This window comes from Actinoplanes sp. NPDC051411 (assembly GCF_040682075.1).
Lineage (GTDB): Bacteria > Actinomycetota > Actinomycetes > Mycobacteriales > Micromonosporaceae > Actinoplanes.
The window spans coordinates 33268-52964 of sequence record NZ_JBFBAD010000072.1 but is presented as its reverse complement, the minus strand read 5'-3'; the positions used below and the strand labels follow the sequence as shown (position 1 = coordinate 52964).

Sequence of the window (19697 nt, the reverse complement as noted above, 5' to 3'; positions counted from 1 at the left end):
CGGTCGCCCAGCGTCGCCTGCCAGGTGACCATCTGCTCGCAGGCGGTGCGCAGGATCCAGGCGCCGAGCTCGACGATCAGACCGTTCTGCTCGGCGACCGGCACGAACTGGACCGGGCTGACCAGGCCGCGTTCCGGGTGCTCCCAGCGGACCAGGGCCTCGACGGCCCGGATGCGGCCCTCGGGCAGGTGGACGATCGGCTGGTAGACGACCCGGAACTGGCCGCGGTCGAGCGCGGCGCGCATCTCGGCGCCGAGGCGGGCGTGTTCGGCCGAGCGTTCGTCGAGGGCCGGGGTCCAGCGCTTGCAGGGCTCGCCGGGTCGGCCCCGATTCCGGGCACGAAGAGCAGGAACGGCGCCGAGAGGCAGGCCGCGGCCAGGAGGGCCAGCCGCATCGGGCGTACGCGGGCCTGGTCGCGCTGCCGCGCCGCGACGGCCGCCGGGCCCATCGACGGGTGCAACGCGGCCGCCCCGAACAGCGCGTACGCGGGCAGCCAGATCAGGCTGCCGACGCCGTACGCCGATCCGTGCAGCGAGAGCAGCGCGAACGTCGCGTCCCCGGCCGTCAGCAGTGTCACCGCCAGGCCGAGCAGCCGGTCGCTGGTCGTGATGCGCCCGCCGCCGCCCAGGTGGAGCCGGGCCAGCAGGGCCACGAGAAGGACGTCCCAGCACGGGTATTCGGTGCCGAGGATCCGTTGCGCGATCGACGCCCCGGACCCGGCCGCCACCGGGTGCAGCACGAACACCCAGAACGCGAGCCCGATCGCCGTCGTCGCCATGGCCGCGTCGAGCAGTCCGGCGGCGCTGCGGCCGTGCCGGGCCCGCAGCATCGCCAGCAGCCCGATCGCGATCAGCGGGTAGGACAGCGTGTAGAACACGTCGGCGGCCGACGGGTACGGCACGCCGCCGGGCCGCTCCTGGTAGTACGCCACGATCGCGTTGGCGGCCGTGGTCGTCAGCCCGGAGGCGGCGAAGCAGTACCAGACCCCGGGCCTCCGTGGCCGGTGCAACCGAACACCGGCGAGCACCGCGACCGCGCAGATGAACCCGAACGCGGCGAAGGTCAGCCGCTGCACGGCGGTGTCGAGGGGTAGCAGGAAATAGCCGGTGGTCGCCAGGGCGCTCGCCCCGGCCCACCAGCGCCACGCCGTCCGCCGTGCCGACACGTCCCGCCATCGGCATACCGCGGCCGGAGTTGAGCGACCGGGCCGAGGTCACAGTCCTATGCCTATCTAGCCGATAGGAGTTGTGGATAGAGTGCCGGCATGGACTTTCACTGGTTCCTGCCGACCAACGGCGACGGGCGCGACATCGTCGGGGGCGGCCACGGGGTGCCGACCGGTTCCGCCGGCGGGGTGCGGCCGGCGTCGGTCGCCTACCTCGGGCAGATCGCGCGCAGCGCCGAGCAGCTGGGGTTCACCGGGGCACTGACACCCACCGGGGCCTGGTGCGAGGACGCCTGGCTGACCACGGCGATGCTGAGCGAGGTCACCGAGCGGCTGAAGTTCCTGGTCGCGTTCCGGCCCGGACTGCTCTCGCCGACGCTGGCCGCCCAGATGGCGTCGACCTTCCAGCGGCTCTCGGGCGGCCGCCTCATGCTCAACGTGGTCACCGGCGGCGAGTCCGCCGAGCAGCGGCAGTACGGCGACTTCCTCGCCAAGGACGACCGGTACGCCCGCGCCGACGAGTTCCTCGACGTGGTGCGGGCGCTGTTCCGCGGCGAGACCGTGACTCGCGCGGGTCACCACGTACGGCTGGAAAGCGCGCGCCTGGCGCGCCGGCCCGACCCGGCACCGCCGATCTATTTCGGCGGCTCGTCGGCCGCGGCCGGACCCGTCGCGGCGGCCCACGCGGACGTCTATCTGACCTGGGGTGAGCCGCCGGCCCAGGTGGCCGGGAAGCTGGCGTGGATCCGGTCGCTGAAACCGGACATGCGGTTCGGGATCCGGCTGCACGTGATCACCCGCGACTCGGCCGAGCAGGCGTGGGCCGAGGCGGACCGGCTGCTGCGCGGGGTCGCCGACTCGGACATCGAGGCGGTGCAGGCGGGCCTGCGGCGCAGCGAGTCCGAGGGGCAGCGCCGGATGCTGTCGCTGCACGGCGGCCGGCGGGACGGGCTGACCGTGTCGCCGAACCTGTGGGCCGGGGTCGGGCTCGTGCGCGGTGGCGCGGGGACGGCGCTGGTCGGCAGCCATCGCGAGGTGGCGGACCGGATCGAGGAGTACGCGGCGCTGGGGATCTCCGAGTTCGTGCTGTCGGGCTATCCGCATCTGGAGGAGGCGTACTGGTTCGGCGAGGGCGTGCTGCCCGAGCTGCGCCGGCGCGGGATGTGGGAGCACCCGGCCGGCGGGGTGGCCGCGGCCCCGGCCGAGATCCCGTTCGCCGGGGTGTCGGCGCGGTAAAGCGGTTGCGCCTCCTGTTACCAAGGGACCACGGTAACAGGATGGAACGTGTACAGCTCGGGGTGCGCATGGAGGCGCGCCTGGTCAAGGTCCTCAAGGGCCTGGCCGAATTCAACGACGAGACGCTCGGGGAGCTGCTGGAGAAGATCGTCCTGCACTCGTTCGAGCCGGTGCCGGGCAGGAGGGCGAGGCCAGTGCGAGCCCGCACAGCCGGGCCGCCCTGCGGGCGATCACCGATCTGAAGAAGGTGTACGGACTCGACTACGAGACCCACGCGCTGCGGGGCAACCGGAGTCAGTAGAGGGCCAGCACCTGGTCGGCCACGCAGGCCGGCCGGGTCCCGTCCTCGATCTCGGCCCGGGTGCGCACGACGATGCGGGCGCCGTCGCCGAGGCGGCGGGACTGCAGGAGGCGTACGGCACCTCGCAGGCGGGCCCCGGCCCGCACCGGACTCTGAAAGCGCACCCGGTCGAAACCGCCGTTGACCACGAAGGTGACCCCGGCGACCTGGACGACCTCGGTCAGGAACGTCATGCACAGCGACAGCGTGAGGGCGCCGTGGGCGATCGTGCCGCCGAACGGGCCCTCGCGCCGGGCCCGCTCCGGGTCGACGTGGATCCACTGCCGGTCGCCGGTCACCGCGGCGAACCGGTCGATGCGGCCCTGGTCGACCTCGTGCCAGGCGCTCACGCCGAGGTCGTCGTGGGCGAGGAGGTCGTCGATCCCGGTGAAGAGCATCCGGCAACCCTATTCATAGGGTCCGCACAGCATGGGAATGCTCCCGGCGGGCGCCGGGCAGCCGAACTGCTACACCGTGACGTCGACCAGATGCGAGCCCTGCACATGGGCGATCTGCCGGCGACTCTCCACGACGGCGGCCTTGTCGGCGGCGATCACGCGGGCGTCGGCGTTGGCCAGCGCGTCGACCGACAGCTGCTGCCAGTCCTTGCGCAGGTGCACCCATGCGTTGTGCGAGTCCCAGCGGTAGCCGTCGGCGGGTTCGATTCGCGTTGCCATCTCGCAACTCCCTTCGCTCCACATTTGCAACCGCCCACATCGGTTGCGGAACGGTGCGCTTAAGCGCTCGGAGTGTGACCTGTGCCACCGCGGCCGAGCGTGGGGAAGGTGCCGTAAGCGCCGATCGGGCCGCCGGCCAGGATCAATCGCAGCTCACCGAGCGGCAACATGTCGAGCGGCGGCAGAGCCGGCTGCACCTCGGTGACACCCAGCGTGACGTGCGGGCGGTAGTCGTCACCGACCGCGCCCAGCGGCGCCATGCCCCGGGCGGCGGCGAAGTCGAGGTACTCGTGGTGCAGCGCGTCCAGGTCGGGACGGCGCACCATCTCGACGCCGAAATAGGTGCCACCGGCCGGGACGTAGTAGTCGCCCTCCGGAACCGGGACGTAGAGCAGACCGATGACCTTGACCGTGATCTGCCGCGGATGCGCGGCCACGTGATCGGCGATCTCGGCCGCCCGCTCGCCGGGAACGTCGAGGTGCAGAACCGAGACGTGCGGCGGGGCCTGTTCGCCCAGCAGATGCCGCGGCCGGGCGCCGTGACCGATGGCGTGCGAGAGCTCGGTCAGCGTCCGCGCCGTCCGGGCGTCGGGCAGCAGCACCACTCCGTAAGCCATGGTGATCACTATGCCGCACACCCGGGCGGTGGCAACGGATCCGCACCGGGTCGCCCCGGCAGATCGCACCGCGGGCGCACACCCCGGCGGTGGCAACCGATCCGCACCGGACCGCACCGACAGATCCGAGCGCGGGCGCACACCTCGACGGTGGCAACCGATCCGCACCAGGCCCGCTCGGCAGATCGGGCCGCGGGTGGCCGATTGGGGCGGCGTGCGTACCGACCACCTCCTCGACCAGGCCGGCGACCTGCTGCTGCACGGCCGCGCCGGCAAGGCCGCCCACCTGCTGACGCCGGTCGTCGGCCACGAGCCGGGCAACGTCGGCGCGTGGCAGCTGCTGGCCCGCGCGCGCCTCGACCTGGGCGACCCGGGCGCGGCCCTCGACGCGGCCCGGTCCGCGCTGCGCCTCGACCCGGGCGAGCTCGAATCGCTGTACCTGGTCAGCGCGGCCTACTCGGCGACCGGCCGGCACGAGCTGGCGATCGCGGCGGCCCGGACCGGCTGCGCCGACGACCCGGGCAACCCGCGGCTGGCCGAGCGGCTGGGCCGGGCGCTGCTCGCGGCCGGGCGGGTCGGCGACGCCGAGAACAGCCTGCGGGCGGCGGCCGAGTTCGCCCACTACGACGCTGACCTCCAGGTGGCGCACGGGGTGGCGCTTTTCGCGGCCGGGCGGCCGCTCAGCGCCCGCGAGGCCTACGGCCGCGCGCTCCGGCTCCGGCCGTCACACCTGCGCGCGCAGCTCGAACTCCGCCGGCTGACGGCGTCCGAGCAGGGAATCGTCGACGCGGCGTCACTGGTGCGGGTCTCCGACGCGTACGCGGAAAGCCTGCGCGTGCCGCCCGGCGGCCTCCGCCGGGTGGACGGCCGGGCGGCGGTCGCTCACCTGTCCGGCGTCGTGCTGGCGGTCTGCCTGGTGGCGCTGCTGGCGCTCGGCCTGATCGACCTGGTGTCGACGGCCGCGGTGCCGGCGCAGCTGAGCCTGTCCCTGCTGACCCTGGCCACCGGCGCCGCCGGAGTCGCGCTGCTGACCCGGCGCTCGGTCGACTGACCCGCGCCGGGCCGACCGACCCTGCGCCAGGCCGACCGACCCCACGCCAGGCCGACCGACCCTGCGCCAGGTCTGCCGACCCCGCGCCAGGTCGACCGCCCCGCGCACGGGGAATTCATCGCGGCGGACGTCGAGACCCGTGGACTGACGGGTTGACGTGTTGATTGCTGGAGTGTTGACGTCAATGTTGACGGCATCAACACGTAGCCGACGCTACGCGTCGGGCGGGATGGGCAGCGGGTGGCGGCGGTCATGGGAGGCGGACACGTCGGCTATCGCGCGGCGGTAGTCGGCACAGCTCAGCAGCCCGGAGCGCAGCTGCGCCTGTAGGTCGTCGCACGCGCGTACGCTCGCCTCGTGACCCACCCACCGGCCGGCGGCCGGGGTCTCGGGGAGACCCACCCGGACCGGCCCGCCGGTGCCCGGGCGCGGCGGCGGCGCGGAGAACGGTCCCCGGTCGAGAGCCACCGCGGCGGCCACGCTCGCGAGCAGCACCATGCTCGCGATCACCAGGACTACCTCCATGACCAGCGCCACCTCCGGTGACAGCATTGCTCGCCGGCGCAAATGCGGCCAGAGCCGAACGGCCCGGAAGGGCCCCGCGCGTCAGATGACCCAAATCGGATGACGACCTGAACCTTCCGTTGCTCGTTTCCGTTCCCCCGGACGTGCAGCCGATCGACCTCGACACCCCGCCGGCCGACCTCACCGACGAGCCGGCGGCGGGGCCGCCGGCCAAGAGGCGCGTACGCGCGGTGCTGAACGGCCCGGCGGTGACCGCGCTGGCGTGCGTGCTGGTCTTCGCCGCGCTGATCTTCCCCAACGTGCTGTCGCGGCTGACCGTGCTCGGCTTCGTGCGCATCCCGGTCGAGGGCGCGATCCTGCTCGGCCTCCTGGTCGTGCTGCCGCCGAAGGCGCGGCGTGTCGTTGCGGTCGTCGCGGGCGTGCTGCTCGGCTGGCTGGTCGTCGAGAAGTGCCTGGACATGGGCTTCTTCGACGAGCTGAACCGGCCGTTCGACCCGGTGCTCGACTGGGTGCTGTTCGACGACGCGTACAACTTCGTGGTCGACTCCTACGGGCGGGCGGCGGCGATCGGCGCGGTCGCGGCGATCGTGCTGCTGGTCGTGGCCGTGATGGGGCTGTGCACGTGGGCGTTGCTGCGGCTCGGCCGGCTGGTCGGCGGGCACCGGAAGGCGTCGGCGTTCACGGCCGGCGGGGTCGCGCTGGCGTGGGTGCTCGCGTTCTTCACCGGGCTGTCGATCACGGCGTCGGTGCCGGTCGCGGCGCGCAGCACGTACACCTACGCGTTCGACCGGGTCGGGCAGGCCCGCGCGGGGCTCAAGGACGAGGCCGCGTTCCGGAAGGAGGTGCGGGTCGACGCGTACCGGAACACCCCCGCGGACCGCATGCTGACCGCCCTGCGCGGCAAAGACGTGATCTTCACGTTCGTGGAGAGTTACGGGCGCAGCGCGGTCGAGGCGCCGGGCCTGGCGCCCGGCATCGACCAGGTTCTGGACAACGGCACCGCGTCGCTGCGGGCTTCCGGGTTCGCCTCCGCAAGCGGATGGCTCACCTCCCCGACGTACGGCGGGGGGAGCTGGCTCGCCCACTCGACGCTCGAATCCGGGCTGTGGATCAACAACCAGCAGCGCTACCGTGACCTCGTCTCCTCCGACCGCCTGACGTTGACCAGCGCGTTCAAGAAGATCGGCGTGCACACCGTGAGCGTCATGCCGGGCACCACCGAGGCGTGGCCGGAGGGCAAGTTCTACGGCTACGACACGGTGTGGGACTCGCGGAACCTCGGCTACGCCGGCCCCCGCTTCAGCTGGGCGCCGATGCCCGACCAGTACACGCTCAAACAGCTCAACAAGATCGAGTACCAGGTGCCGGGCCGCAAGCCGCTGATGGTCGAGATGCCGCTGGTCTCCAGCCACACCCCGTGGGCGCCGATCCCGTCCTACCTGCCCGACTGGAACCAGATCGGCGACGGCTCGGTCTACACGAGAATGGTCGCCGACGGCACCAAGCCGGGGGCGCTCTGGTCGGACAAGAAGCAGGTCCGCCTCGCGTACGGCCAGTCGATCGAATACACCCTCACGACGCTGGTCAACTGGGTCGAGAAGTACGGCGACAAGAACCTCGTGATGGTCTTCCTCGGCGACCACCAGGCGTCCCCGATCGTCTCCGGCGACGGCGCCAGCCACGACGTCCCGGTGGCGATCGTCGCCCACGATCCGGCGGTGCTGCAGGCGATCAACGGGTGGGGCTGGGACCCGGGCCTGCGCCCGTCGACCAGGGCCCCGGTGTGGCCGATGAGCGACTTCCGAGACAAGTTCTTCAGCGCGTTCGGCAGCACTCCGCAGCCGTAGCCAGGGTGAGCCACGCCCCTATACTTCCGCGGTGACCGCAGAGCCCGCTCTGATCGACCTGGACGCTCCCTCGGAGCGTCCGCGGCGGCCCCCGGGCCGGAAGATCTCCCTGGTCGCCGCGCTGGGCATGATGGTCGCCGGGGCGGCCGTGGGCGGCGCCGCGGCCATCTATGCGGTGCGGCGCACCACCCAGGTTCGGGTGGTGACGGTCTCCGCCACTGTGTCGGCCGACGGAACGCCGCGAGTGTGGTTGGACGACGGGCAGGTCCGGCTCGCCGGCGTCCTGTCGATCGCCAACGCCGGCGCCACACCGATAGACCTCGTCAGCGTCCACCTCGATCCGGCCCAGGTCCAGATCAACGGCTCGATCGCACCGCCCGGCGCGATCGAACCCGGCATGACCTCGACTGTCAGCGTCATCGCCACGCTGACGTGTCCCGACGCGCCGGCGCAGGCGTGGAGCGGGACGGCGACGGTCATCGTGGCGGCGTCGGCGAACCGGGTCTCCATCCCCTTCGACAGTGGCCTCTGGCCGCTGCGAATGCAGAAGGAGTGCCGAACCGGCTGATCGGCGCGGCTTCTCGGGCGCAGCGGACTCAGCTCCCACGGGCGCGGGCCGGCTCAGTCCCCCGGGCGCGGGCCAGCTCAGCTCCCACGGGCGCGGGCCAGCTCAGCTCCCACGGGCGCGGGCCAGCTCAGCTCCCACGGGCGCGGGCCAGCTCAGTCCTCTGGGCGCAGGCCGGCCGAGACGATGGCGATCATTCGCCGGCGGGCGGCCTGGTCGGTTCCCCGCTGCTCGCGGGAGAGGCAGCCGGCGATCAGGGCCTTCACGTCGGTGAAGCTGACGTCGCTGCGGACCGCGCCCGACTCCTGGGCGCGGGCGAGCAGGCCTTGTTCGACTTCGGCGAGGTGCAGACCCGTACGGGAACTGGCGGCTTCGATATCGAAGCCGCCGCCGCCCAGCGCCTGCGCGACCCCCCGGCTGGCCGCGCCCAGTTCGACGGTGAAGGAGAGGAAGTCGAAGAAGGCGGTCCCCGGGTCTTTCGTCGCGGCCAGTTCGTGTGCGTGTTCGACGAGTTCCTCGACCCGGAGCAGGACGATCGCCTCGTAGAGCGACTCCTTGGTCGGGAAGTGGCGGGTGACCGTGCCGGTGCCGACACCGGCGCGGCGGGCGATCTCGGCGACCGGGATCGCGAGGCCCTCCTCGGCGAACGCCGCGGCCGCCGCCACCAGGACGCGGTCCCGGTTGCGCTGGGCGTCGATGCGCATGGGTTCCGTCTCCCCCTTGTTGACAAACGGGATGACCATCCCGGATAGTCACAACCGGAATGCTCGTCCCGATTATAGGAGGCGCGATGAGCGCATGGACGGCGGCCGACGTGCCCAACCAGACCGGGCGCGTCGCGGTCATCACCGGCGCGAACACGGGACTCGGCTTCGAGACGGCCCGCGTGCTCGCCGCACGGGGTGCCACGGTCGTGCTCGCCTGCCGCAACATGACCAAGGCCCGGGAGGCGATCGACCGGCTCGGGGGCGGCCCCCGGTTGTCGGCGGTTCCGCTCGACCTGGCGTCGCTGTCGTCGGTGCGGGAGGCCGCCGCGGAGATTCGCACGGCGTGGCCCCGGATCGACCTGCTGATCAACAACGCGGGCCTGATGTCGCGCACGCCCCAGCGGACGGCCGACGGGTTCGAGCTGCAGTTCGGCACCAACCACCTCGGACACTTCGCCCTGACCGGCCTGCTCCTGGACCGCCTGCGCGACGTGCCCGGCTCCCGCGTCGTGACCGTGTCGAGCATCGCCCACCGGCGCGCGCGGATCGACCTTCCCGAGGGCGGGCGCTACCGGTGGGGCCGCGCCTACGGGCAGTCCAAGCTGGCCAACCTGATGTTCACGTACGAGTTGCAGCGCCGCCTGGCCGGCACCGGGACGATCGCCGTGGCCGCCCACCCGGGCAACGCGCGGACCGAACTCATCCGGCACTTCCCGCTCCAGCAACGGATCATCGGGCACCCGGCGATGCGCTGGGCGACGTCGTGGCTGTTCCAGAGCGCGCCGATGGGTGCGCTGGCGACCCTGCGCGCGGCGACGGACCCGGCGGTTGAGGGCGGCTCGTACTACGGGCCGCCCGGCCGGCTGCAGTTCACCGGGCCGCCCTCGCTGGTGCGGTCGAGCGAGCTGTCCTACGACGTCGCGGCCCAGCAGCGCTTGTGGGCGGAATCGTCGCGGCTGACCGGCGTCTAAGATCGTCGGCAATGGACCGTCCGCAACTGCTGCCGCGGTCGACTCCGGCCGCCGAGGGGATCGCGCCGAGCGGGATCACGGCGCTGCTGGACCGGCTCGACGCGCGATCTGTCGAATGCCACTCGCTGATGGTCGTGCGGCACGGACGAGTCGTCGCCGAGGGCTGGTGGGCGCCGTACTCGGCATCCCGGCCCCACCTGCTCTATTCACTGACCAAGACGTTCACCGGCGCGGCGGCCGGCATCGCGATCGGCGACGGGCTGCTGTCGCTCGACACGCGGCTCGGCGACGTCCTCCCCGCCTACGACAGCTCGCTGACGGTCGAGCACCTGCTGACCATGACGGCCGGTCACGCCGACGACAGCCTGGCCGAAGCCTGGACACTCTCGCCCGGCGACCTGATCGACGGCTTCCTGCGGGTGCCGTTCCCCTACCCGGCCGGCACGCGACACGCGTACGACAACGCGACCACGTTCGTCCTCGCCCGCATCGTCGAACAGGTCACCGGACGCGGCCTGCCCGAATTCCTCGACGAGCGCCTGTTCGGGCCGATGGGCATCTCCGGCGCGGAATGGGACCGGGTCGCGAGCGGCAAGAGCTTCGGTTTCCACGGCCTGCACCTGACCACCGAGGCGGTGGCGGCCTTCGGCGAACTTCTGCTCCGCAACGGCCGCTGGCACGACCGCCAGCTCATCCCCCGCGACTTCCTGGCGGCGGCGACAACGCGCCGCATCGAGACCCTTCAGTTCGAGGACGGGTCCCGCGACACCGACTGCCTTCAGGGGTACGGCTACCAGCTGTGGATGTCCCGCCACGGCTACCGGGGGGACGGCGCGTTCGGACAGTTCTGCCTGGTCATCCCGTCTCACGACCTGGTCGTCGCCATGACCTCGGCGATGCCGCACACCCAGGCCGCGCTGGAAGCCGTCTGGGACTGCCTCCTGCCCGCTGTTGACGCCGGGGTCGCCCCGGACGGCCCGTCACCGGCGGCGCGGCTGCGGCAATTGTCGCTCCCGCTCGTGGCCGGCGAGCACCGGCCGGAACGCTCCGTGCGCGCCTCGATCCCGTCGTGGGGAACCTCGGTGATGCTGGAGCCGCGGCCGGGCGGCTGGCTTCTCCGGCTCGAGAATCTGCCCGAGCCGGCAAAGGCCGAGGCACTGTTCGACACGTCGGCGGGCGCTTCGGTCGACGTTTCGCCCGGCGCTTCGGCCGGCGCTTCGGCCAGTGCTGCGGCCGGCGCTTCGGCCGGCGCTTCGGTCGGCGCTTCCGTTGAGCTCGGGGTCGGGCACCACACGTGGCGCGAATCGTCGCCGCTCGGGCGCCCGCTCGTCGCGACCGGAGGGTGGCAGGGTGACGTCTTCGTCGCCGACCTCTACATCATCACCGGCCCGCACCGCCTCCGCCTGACCATCGACGGCCCGTTGGCGACCGCGACCTGGAACCTGATCCCCCTGACCGGCCCCAACCTGCTCAATCAGCTGCGGTCGCCGTTGATGACCAGGCCGGACGTCTCCTAGCTCGACTAACGTCCCCGGCCGCGCGCAGCTACCGGCACCGGTTTGTTCTCCCGCCCGAACGCGAGCGGTCCGTCAGTTGTTCGGCCCTGGACGGTCCCATCCCACGGGCAGGGTCGGCGCCGGCCAAGCCGGATCCGGGCGGAAGTCGGTCCAGGTGCCGTCGAAGGGATAGTCCCCGGCCTCGATGAGCTTGATGACCCGCTCCCCCTCGGCCCGGATCTCGTCCGCGCCGTCGCGGTCGAAGTAGTCCGGCCGCCCGATCCGGTCAGCCATCTCGTCCTCGTCCTTCCACACCCACGTCCGGTCGGGCGCGACCACGACATCGAGCACCAGGTCGGTCGCGTCGACCCCCTCGTCGTGGCGTGTGGATGGCGTTTCCAGGTTGACGTACCACCCGGCGAACTCGGCCTGCCGGAAGAACCACCACACGGAGTGCGCCGCGCCCGGCGGCATCAGGATCAGGACGTCGTTCTCGCCCCAGGTCTTGCGCACCAGCCGGGGCTCGCGCATCTCGCCGAGCGACACCGCGTGCAGGTTCCGGCTGTCCTGATCCTCGAGGCCCGCCACCCCGGTGCCGGCCGGCATCCACAGCAGCAGGCCCGCCTCGTCATCCCGGACCACCACCATCGGCTTCACAAAGCTGTAGGTGGAGGCGCGGAAGTAGCGCCGCAGCACCACCCGCCCCGGAGCGAAGAGCATGGCCGGCACGCTAACCCATCCCGATGACAGGAAGACGGCACATGTTGACATGTTGATTACGTCAACATTGATGCCATCTGGACGGCGTCAACACAGTCAACATGTCCCCGGCCCGTGGGGGCGGCCGCTCCGCACGGTCACCAGACCACGCCCACCCGGCACGGCCGCCGCGGCACCGCACGCCGCGCATCCCGGCGACGCCATCCACGCCACCCGGGGTTGCGCAGGCCACGACGTCCCGCGGCGCGCCCTCATCCAGACCCCGGAAGCGTGACCGGCCGGACAGAGGATCATGACATCCGTCATCCGGTGGGAGTGCCGTCCGGCACGGGCCGGCGGTATCGACCGCGGTTAGCGTCCGGGGCATGGATGCACCGATGTTCACCGGCCGTAACGGGGCCGCCTGGTTTGTCAGCCTGCTCGGCGGGGTCAAGGTGCGCGGGCCGTGGCGGATGCCGAGGGACATGGTCGTGGACACGCCGGTCGGCGGGGCGAATCTCGACCTCGGCGAGGTGGAGCTGCCGGCCGGTGTCACACCGATTCTGACCAAGGTCTCGCTGGTCGGCGGGGTGTCGCTGCAGGTGCCGCCGGAGGTCGAGGTGCGGGTCGAGGGTTTCCGGCTGTTCGGCCGGGTACGGATCGAGCCGGGCGCCAGCAATTCCGGCATAGTGCTCAGGGTGCGCGAATACAGCCTTGTCGGCGGCGTGCACGTGGTTCGAACAAGGTAGAAACATTGGATGTTGCTCTACCTCGACTGCGACACCGGCATCGACGACGCGCTGGCGATCGGGCTGCTGCTGGCCCATGACGACGTCCGGCTGATCGGCATCGGCACCGTCAACGGCAACACCTCGGCGGTGCAGGCCGCCGCGAACACGGCCGGCCTGCTCGCGCTGGCCGGGCGCTCCCGCATCCCGGTCGCGGTCGGGGTGGGCGAGCACCGTGACGAGGCGCGCCACGTGCACGGCGACAACGGCGTGGGCGGGGTGGTGCTGCCCGACGGCGGCCCGCATGATCCGCGCACGGCCGCCGGGCTGCTGGTCGACCTGGCGCGCGAGCATGCCGGGGCGCTGCACGTGCTGGCCACCGGGCCCTGCACCAATCTCGCGGCGGCGCTGCGCGCCGAGCCGCGGCTTCCCGACCTGGTCGTCACGGTCACGGTCATGGGCGGGGCGGTCCGGGTGCGGGGCAACATCAATCCGTACGCCGAGTTCAACGTCGCCATCGATCCGGCGGCCGCGGCGGCGGTGTTCGCGGCCGGCTGGGCGGTCACGCTGGTGCCGCTCGACGTGACGCTCGAGCACCGGTGGACGACCGGGGACTGGCAGCGGCTGGGCGGGTCGCCGCTCAACGACGCCCTGCACGAGATGTTGCCGGTCTACTTCGACGCGTACGAGGCGCGGTTCGAGGAGCGCGAGATCGCGCTGCACGATCCGCTCGCGGCGGCGATCGCGGTCGGTGACGTCACGCCGGCGGACGCTCCGCTGCTCAAGCTGGGCGTCGACCCGGCGACGGGCCAGGTCCTGGAGGAGACGGGCGAGGGCCCGCGCGTACGCGTCGTGCTGTCGCTGACCGCCCCGGCCGGCCCGCTGATGTTGGATCGTCTGCTCAGGGCCGCGGGCGCCAGCCCGCAGGTCGCGTCGCCCGAGGGACGGCGGCCAGCCGGATCATGACCTCGCGGAGGCCGCCGTCGGCGGCCGGATGCACCTCGCGGCCGGTGATCCGCAGCCATTCCTCGCCGGCCGCGAGCGGCTCGACCAGGGTGACCCGCAGGGCGATCGGCCCGAGGCCGTAGCAGTAGTCGGCCTCGTCGAGTGCCAGCACGATGCCCGGCACCGGCACCACATCCCCGCCCGTCATGGCGGAGATGTTACCTACGGACTGTAGGTGCCAGATCGGCCGAGCGTCGGCCGGTGCCACCCGTTCGGGGCCCGAATTCCGCCCGTCGGGTTGGCTACCATCGCCGCGTGCGGCGCGAACCAGCAATGACCTTCCAGACCGCGCTCAAGATTCTCGGCCGGGCCGGGACACCGGGCATCGACAAGCTCGACGCCACACTGGGCGGCCTGATCCTGGCCGCCGGGGCCGGCGCCGTGGTCGCGGCGGTCGGTGGTGCCGCTCTCGCGCCGGCGGGCGCGATCGCCGCGCTCTGGGGCTGGGTCGATCAGAAGAGCGAGGCCGTCAATCTCCTGCGCCGGGTCGTCGGCCGGCTGTCACCCACGATCGACGGCGCGACCGGCCGGGAACAGCGGCAGCAGCTGATCGCCGCGGCGCACACGGCGATCGTCGCCGCGGCGTTCTTCGAGGAGCTGCGGCACCGTCAGGTCACCGCGCCGCTCACCGGCGACGACCAGCGCTCGCTGATCGGCGGCTCCCGGGAGCACGAGCGCGACCGACTGCTGGAGGGTCTCTACCGGACAGAGGTGCCGGCACCAGGCCCGGACCGTGGCTTCGCCGAGAACCTCGGCCCCGTCCGCGGGTGGATGGCCGAGCTCGGCGACCGTACGCAACGGCTCTTGTCCGGGCTCGACGGTCACCGGATGTTCGACGTCTACGAGCTGGCCGAGGACGCGACGCAGCGCTACCGGTCGCACTACATCGACCTGGCCGCCGCGGTGCCCGAGTTCCAGGCCTGGTCCCACCTCGGCGAACACGCCGCCACGCGCCGCCGGATCGACGCGCTCGGCGCGCGGATCGACGAGGGCCGGCACCAGGTGTCGGAGTCGCTGGAGGCGGCCAACCGCGCGCGGCCGCGGGCCCGCGTGGTGCCGGGCGGCGTCGACCGGGACGCCACCGCCCTCACCTTTCCCCGGATCGAGGAGCTGTTCGTCGAGCCGGGGTACCGGCTGTGCGCGGTGAGCGACGGCACCCGGGCCGGCGACGAGAACTGGTGGAGCGATCTGCCCGAACGCGACGATCTCCTGGCCCGGCTCGAGGTCCACGCCGCGTCGGAGACGGAGCTGCCGATGCTGATCCTCGGGCATCCGGGCGCCGGGAAGTCGATGCTCACCAAGGTGCTGGCCGCTCACCTGTCGGCCCGCGGCTGCACCGTCGCCTGGGTGCCGTTGCGGGCGGTCAGTGCCCACGCGCCGGTGCTGGACCAGATCGAGGAGGGGCTGCGGCTGGCCACCAACCAGGGCATCGCCTGGGCCGGGCTGCCCCGGGGCCGGCGGGTGGTGATGCTCGACGGGCTCGACGAGTTGTTGCAGGCCAGCCCGTCGGACCGCAGCGGCTACCTGCAGGAGGTCGCCGACTTCCAAAGACGCGAGGAGGAGCTGGGACGGCCGGTCTCGGTCCTGGTCACTTCCCGTACGGTCGTGGCCGACCGCGTCCGCACCCCGCGCGAGCTGACGGTGGCGAAGCTCGACGACTTCGACGAGGGCCGCACGGCGCAGTGGCTGCGGCGGTGGAACGCCGCCAACGAGGCGGGCATCGCGTCGGGGAACGTACGCCGGGTGGCGCTCGAGACCGTCCTCCACCAGAGGCACCTGGCGTCGCAGCCGCTCCTGTTGCTGATGCTGACGATCTACGCCGCGGATCCGGTCACTCCGCCGCTGGACGAGGGCATGAAGATCACCGACCTCTACGAGCAGCTGATCCAGACCTTCGCCCGGCGGGAAGCCGCGAAGAAGACCCGGTCCGGTGACGACGAGACGACGGCGACGACGATCGAACGGCTGTCCGTCGCGGCCCTGGCCATGTTCAACCGCGGACGGCAGTACGTCACCGAGGCCGAGCTCGGCACCGACCTGGCCGCGCTGTCCGGAACGGACGCCCCGCCGCAGCGGCCGGAGGTCACCGGGCAGCGGCTGCTGGCCGAGTTCTTCTTCGTGCACGCCGCCGAGGCGACCGGCCTGGACCGGACGGAGCGGGTCTACGAGTTCCTGCACGCCACGTTCGGGGAATATCTGATCGCGCGCCGGGTGGTCGAGGAACTGCGCGACATCGTCGACGGGCTCGGGGAGCGGCGGCGGCGCGAGCCGGACGACGGTCTGCTCCGAGCGCTGCTGTCCTATCAGGCCCTGGCCGTCCGCCGGCCGATCGAGCAGTTCGCGAGCGAGATCATCGCCGGGCTCGGCGAGCGGGACCGGGCCGATGTCGCCGACGTGCTGGAGACGCTGATCCGCCGCTTCCGTCAGGACGGCAAGGGGCACGGGCATCCCGGTTACCGGCCCGCCGGCACCGACCATCTGCGCGAGATGGCGGCCTATTCCGCCAACCTGTTCCTCCTGCGCCTGGCGTGCGAGCCGGCCGGCGGACAGGTGAGCCTGCTCAACCTGTTGCCGGAGCTGGTGGAATTCCACTGGCGGCAGACCGTGATGCTCTGGCGCTGCGGACTGGACAGCGAAGGCTGGCAGGCCGTGCTCGGCCTCGTCGGCCTGGTCGACCCGGCAACGATCACGCGCGGACCGGGACCGGTGATCGGGAGCGGTTTTCTCGAGGAGATGAGCTACTACCAGCTGATCGGAGACGCCGACGCCCAGGAGAGCTACGCCATCGGTTCCGCCATCCACGACGGGCTGGGATGGGCGGCCCCGGACTGGCCGACCCGGATGCGGACCTGGCTCGTCGGGGCGGCCGCGGGGTACGGCACGCTGTGGGTGGTCCACCCGCCGCCGCCGGACACGGATCCTGATCAGATCAGCGAGATCTACGACCTCATGGCCCGGGTCGTCGTCCACTCGGCCCGGAACCGGCCGGTGCAGGCCCTCGCCGACCTGGTCTGCCTGCTGGCGGTGAGCACCGAGCACCGCTTGTCGGTGGCCACCGCGGTGTGCCGGCACGCCACGCTCCTCGACGCGGCGAAGGCACTGGGTGAGCCGTCGCTGTACTCCGAGATCCCGATGGCGGCGATGATGGACGCGACCCGGCCGGCGAGACCCTCCGAGTCCTGGCTGAAGCTGCGCGAATCGCTGCCCGACCCCGGCCCCGGCGACGCTTCCCGCGCCGTCGGCCTTCTGATCACCGCGTAGCGGAGGCCGCTTCGAAGGCGGCGGCCACGCGCAGGGTGAGGGCGTCGGACCAGCGGGGTCCCATGACCTGCAGCCCGATCGGGAGGTTGTCGGCGTCGGTGCCGGCCGGGACCGAGGTGGCGGGAAGCCCGGCCAGGTTGGCCGGGAGGCAGAGGGTGCACCAGTCGTCGAAGAACGGGTCGACCGGGCGCCCCTCGATGGTGTCCGGGCGCAACCGGCCGACCGGGAACGCGGTCATCTGCATGGTCGGCGTGACCAGCACGTCGAAGGAGGCGAAGAAGCGGGCCCAGGCCGCCGAGTAGGCATTGCGCTCGTGCAGGGCGTCCACGTAGGTCCCGGCGGAGATCGAGGCTCCGGCCTCCACGATCGCGGCCGTCCCGTCGGACATGTGCGAACGCCACGAGTCCAACAGCGGCCCCTCGGACGCGTAGCCCTCGGCCAGCGCAAAGGTGTTCCAGAGCGCGGTCGGGTCCGCCGGCGGGGGCGCGGCCGGGATCATCGTCGCCCCCAGCGACGCCAGCACGGAGACCGCCGTGGCGAACGCGGCGCGCACCGAGGCGTCGACGGGCGCGAAGCCGAGGTCGGCCGAGTAGGCGATGCGCAGGCCGGTCAGCGAGCCGGGCGAGATGGCGGCCCCGACGACGTCACCCACGTCGACGGGAACTGTTGTGTCGTCCAGGGCGGACGGGCCGGCGATCACCGACAGCATCAATGCGGCGTCGCGGACCGAGGTCGCCAGCGGCCCGTCCACCGACAGCGACTTCCAGCCCTTGAAGCCCGGCTCCTTCGGCACCAGGCCGAACGACGGCTTGTGGCCGACCACCCCGCAGAATGAGGCCGGGATGCGGATCGAGCCGCCGCCGTCGGTGCCGAGCGCCAGGTGGGTCAGCCCGGCCGCGACCGAGGCGCCCGCTCCCCCGCTCGAGCCGCCGGGCGTGCGGGAGAGGTCGCGCGGATTGCGGGTCAGGCCGAAGACCAGGTTGTCGGTGATGCCCCGGTAGCAGAACTCGGGATTGTTGGTCTTGCCGACGATCACGGCCCCGGCGTCGCGCAGCCGCCGCACGGCTACGCAGTCGTCGGGCGGGACGAAGTCGGCGTAGGCCCGGGACCCGTTCGTCGCGCGTACGGCCGCCAGCCAGATGTGGTCCTTCACCGTGACCGGAACGCCTTCGAGGGGGCCGCCCGCGCCCCGCGCGAGGCGGGCGTCCGAGGCCGCGGCCGCGGCGAGCGCCGACGACGCGAGGACCTCGGTCATCGCGTTGAGATCGGGCTGGTGACGGGAGATCGCCTCCAGCGACGCCGAGGCGGCCGCGACCGCCGAGACCTCCCCGGCGCGCAGTGAGGCGGCCAGCGAGAAGGCGTCGGCGCTCACTCCTGGGGCCGGGCGTGGGCGTCGGCGAGGTGTTCCAGCTCGGCCGCCTCCCGGTCGGCGACGACGATCTCCGACTCGACGTCGATGGTGCGGGCGAGCAGCCAGTAGAGGACGCCGGCGACGGGCAGGCCGACGAAGAACGAGATGTCGGCGCCGCCCATCGCGCTCGCCACGAATCCGGTGTATTTGCTGGTGCTCAGGAACGGCAGCATCGCGCCGAAGCCGACCAGGTAGCTGAGGATGCCCCGCCAGCCCCAGCGGCCGTAGAGGCCGCGCGGGTTGAAGATCTCGGCGATCGCGTAGTGGCCCCGCCGGACGACGTAGTAGTCGACCAGGTTGACCGCGGTCCACGGGACGAACAGGTAGAGGACGAGCAGCAGGAAGTCCTCGAAGTTGGTCAGGAAGTCGGCGCCGATCAGCAGGGCGGGCACCAGCGAGAGCGCCGCCGTGAACACGATCGTGACGATGCGGACGGTGCTGGTCGGGCGGACGCTGCGGAACGAGTCGGCGGCCGAGATCAGCGTGAGGGAGCCGCCGTACATGTTGAGGGCGGTCACCGAGACCAGGCCGAGCATGGCGAAGACCAGCACCACGCCGCCGAAGCCGTGGAACACGCGGTCGCCGGCCTGCTGGAGCGAGCTGATCGTGTCGAACTTGTCGCCGGCCCAGGAGGCGAGCGCGGCGCCCAGGCACATCAGCCAGATGCCGCCGAGGGCGGAGCCGAAGTACGTCCACAGGAAGGTGCGCTTGATGCCGACCGTCGGGGGCAGGTAGCGCGAGTAGTCGGACACGTAGATGGCCCAGCTGATCTGGTAGCCGGCGACCGCCCCGAACTGCACCAGGAACGGGGTCGCGTGGAAGCCGCCGAGGTCGAACGAGCCGGCCGGGAACGGCAGCAGGAACACCGCGACGGTGAGGATGCCGAAGATGACCAGGAAGCCGCCGGACAGCCAGCGCTCGACCGAGTGGATGAGGTCGTAGCCGACCAGGGCGACGACCGCGGCGAGCACGGTCGCGATGACGATCCAGAGCTTGGCCGGGCCGTGGACGGTGGTGTGCAGCGCGTCGCCGGCCAGGATCGTGTTGAAGATGTTGAACCCGGCGTACTGCAGGTAGGCGAACGCCCAGACGAGCAGCGCGCCGACGTAGCCGAACTGCGGCCGCGACTGGATCATCTGGGGCAGGCCGAGTTGCGGGCCCTGGGCGGCGTGGAACGCCATGAAGAACGTGCCGAGCAGCGCGCCCAGGATGATCGCGAGCAGCGACCAGATCAGGTTGCCGCCGCCGATCGCCGAGAACGTGCCGACCGCCAGGGTGGCGATCTGGGCGTTGCTCATGAACCAGAGCGGGCCCTGGCTCCACACCTTGCCGTGCCGTTCGTCCAGCGGCACGTAGTCGATGGACCGTACCTCGACCCCGGCGATCGACGCCATGA

General features: G+C 72.1%; 20 protein-coding genes. 10 read left to right on the top strand and 10 right to left on the bottom strand.

From position 1 onward, the window contains the following. A partial coding sequence (locus AB0M88_RS33225; protein WP_364109451.1) for an EAL domain-containing protein occupies positions 1-245 on the bottom strand: 245 nt, incomplete at its 3' end. 1019 nt (positions 246-1264) lie between these two features. Between AB0M88_RS33225 and AB0M88_RS33220 the strand changes: the two genes are divergently transcribed. Together AB0M88_RS33220 and AB0M88_RS33215 are read left to right on the top strand one after the other, a co-directional pair. Then, on the top strand, positions 1265-2401 hold the full coding sequence (locus tag AB0M88_RS33220) for an LLM class flavin-dependent oxidoreductase (RefSeq protein ID WP_364109449.1): 1137 nt from the start codon (positions 1265-1267) through the stop codon (positions 2399-2401). A 41-nt stretch (positions 2402-2442) separates the two neighbouring features. Continuing rightward, complete coding sequence (locus AB0M88_RS33215) at positions 2443-2643, top strand: hypothetical protein (protein WP_364109446.1); 201 nt, start codon at positions 2443-2445, stop codon at positions 2641-2643. A gap of 52 nt (positions 2644-2695) precedes the next feature. Here the strand turns inward: AB0M88_RS33215 and AB0M88_RS33210 are convergent, their stop codons facing one another. The 3 genes from AB0M88_RS33210 to AB0M88_RS33200 all read right to left on the bottom strand — a co-directional run bounded on the left by AB0M88_RS33210 (position 2696) and on the right by AB0M88_RS33200 (position 4035). Further along, positions 2696-3139 carry a MaoC family dehydratase gene (locus AB0M88_RS33210; protein ID WP_364109444.1) on the bottom strand — a complete coding sequence of 148 codons (444 nt, stop codon included), beginning with the start codon at positions 3137-3139 and terminating at the stop codon, positions 2696-2698. 69 nt (positions 3140-3208) lie between these two features. Then, entirely contained in the window at positions 3209-3418 is a 210-nt protein-coding gene (locus tag AB0M88_RS33205) for a hypothetical protein (protein ID WP_364109442.1), read from the bottom strand. A 59-nt stretch (positions 3419-3477) separates the two neighbouring features. Continuing rightward, on the bottom strand, positions 3478-4035 hold the full coding sequence (locus tag AB0M88_RS33200) for a hypothetical protein (protein WP_364109440.1): 558 nt from the start codon (positions 4033-4035) through the stop codon (positions 3478-3480). A 214-nt stretch (positions 4036-4249) separates the two neighbouring features. On the opposite strand from AB0M88_RS33200, the gene AB0M88_RS33195 reads away from it, so the two are divergent. Beyond that, positions 4250-5086 carry a tetratricopeptide repeat protein gene (locus AB0M88_RS33195; protein ID WP_364109438.1) on the top strand — a complete coding sequence of 279 codons (837 nt, stop codon included), beginning with the start codon at positions 4250-4252 and terminating at the stop codon, positions 5084-5086. Between the two features lie 213 nt (positions 5087-5299). Here AB0M88_RS33195 and AB0M88_RS33190 read toward each other — a convergent pair whose 3' ends face one another. Further along, entirely contained in the window at positions 5300-5611 is a 312-nt protein-coding gene (locus tag AB0M88_RS33190) for a hypothetical protein (RefSeq protein WP_364109436.1), read from the bottom strand. 119 nt (positions 5612-5730) lie between these two features. On the opposite strand from AB0M88_RS33190, the gene AB0M88_RS33185 reads away from it, so the two are divergent. Beyond that, a complete protein-coding gene (locus AB0M88_RS33185) occupies positions 5731-7458 on the top strand; it encodes a sulfatase-like hydrolase/transferase (protein ID WP_364109434.1) in 1728 nt (575 codons plus the stop codon). 31 nt (positions 7459-7489) lie between these two features. Continuing rightward, positions 7490-8026 carry a hypothetical protein gene (locus AB0M88_RS33180; RefSeq protein ID WP_364109433.1) on the top strand — a complete coding sequence of 179 codons (537 nt, stop codon included), beginning with the start codon at positions 7490-7492 and terminating at the stop codon, positions 8024-8026. 152 nt (positions 8027-8178) lie between these two features. Here the strand turns inward: AB0M88_RS33180 and AB0M88_RS33175 are convergent, their stop codons facing one another. Continuing rightward, positions 8179-8766: a TetR/AcrR family transcriptional regulator gene (locus tag AB0M88_RS33175; protein ID WP_364109431.1), complete on the bottom strand. Its 588-nt coding sequence runs from the start codon at positions 8764-8766 to the stop codon at positions 8179-8181. A 47-nt stretch (positions 8767-8813) separates the two neighbouring features. Here AB0M88_RS33175 and AB0M88_RS33170 point away from each other — a divergent pair, with 47 nt between their 5' ends. Further along, positions 8814-9701 (top strand): oxidoreductase, encoded by an 888-nt coding sequence (locus tag AB0M88_RS33170; RefSeq protein WP_364109429.1) that lies wholly within the window; start codon positions 8814-8816, stop codon positions 9699-9701. An 11-nt stretch (positions 9702-9712) separates the two neighbouring features. After that, positions 9713-11218, top strand: a complete 1506-nt coding sequence (locus tag AB0M88_RS33165) for a serine hydrolase domain-containing protein (protein WP_364109427.1) — start codon at positions 9713-9715, stop codon at positions 11216-11218. A gap of 72 nt (positions 11219-11290) precedes the next feature. On the opposite strand, the gene AB0M88_RS33160 is transcribed toward AB0M88_RS33165, so the two are convergent. Beyond that, positions 11291-11917, bottom strand: a complete 627-nt coding sequence (locus AB0M88_RS33160; RefSeq protein ID WP_364109425.1) for a DUF402 domain-containing protein — start codon at positions 11915-11917, stop codon at positions 11291-11293. A 365-nt stretch (positions 11918-12282) separates the two neighbouring features. On the opposite strand from AB0M88_RS33160, the gene AB0M88_RS33155 reads away from it, so the two are divergent. After that, positions 12283-12645 carry a LiaF domain-containing protein gene (locus AB0M88_RS33155; RefSeq protein WP_364109423.1) on the top strand — a complete coding sequence of 121 codons (363 nt, stop codon included), beginning with the start codon at positions 12283-12285 and terminating at the stop codon, positions 12643-12645. Between the two features lie 9 nt (positions 12646-12654). Continuing rightward, the gene (locus tag AB0M88_RS33150; protein WP_364109421.1) at positions 12655-13590 is read left to right on the top strand and encodes a nucleoside hydrolase; all 936 of its coding nucleotides are present in this window, start codon (positions 12655-12657) and stop codon (positions 13588-13590) included. Here AB0M88_RS33150 and AB0M88_RS33145 read toward each other — a convergent pair. Then, positions 13526-13777, bottom strand: a complete 252-nt coding sequence (locus AB0M88_RS33145) for a hypothetical protein (RefSeq protein WP_364109419.1) — start codon at positions 13775-13777, stop codon at positions 13526-13528. The genes AB0M88_RS33150 and AB0M88_RS33145 overlap by 65 nt on opposite strands. A 107-nt stretch (positions 13778-13884) precedes the next feature. On the opposite strand from AB0M88_RS33145, the gene AB0M88_RS33140 reads away from it, so the two are divergent. Beyond that, positions 13885-16890, top strand: coding sequence for a hypothetical protein (locus AB0M88_RS33140; protein ID WP_364109417.1), 3006 nt, complete (start codon positions 13885-13887; stop codon positions 16888-16890). Here the strand turns inward: AB0M88_RS33140 and AB0M88_RS33135 are convergent. Both AB0M88_RS33135 and AB0M88_RS33130 read right to left on the bottom strand, forming a co-directional pair. Beyond that, positions 16880-18262, bottom strand: coding sequence for an amidase (locus tag AB0M88_RS33135; protein WP_364109415.1), 1383 nt, complete (start codon positions 18260-18262; stop codon positions 16880-16882). The two genes, AB0M88_RS33140 and AB0M88_RS33135, sit on opposite strands and share 11 nt — an antisense overlap. Beyond that, a complete protein-coding gene (locus AB0M88_RS33130) occupies positions 18259-19695 on the bottom strand; it encodes a cytosine permease (protein WP_364109413.1) in 1437 nt (478 codons plus the stop codon). The genes AB0M88_RS33135 and AB0M88_RS33130 overlap by 4 nt, the downstream gene beginning before the upstream one ends. Between the last annotated feature and the right edge of the window lie 2 nt (positions 19696-19697).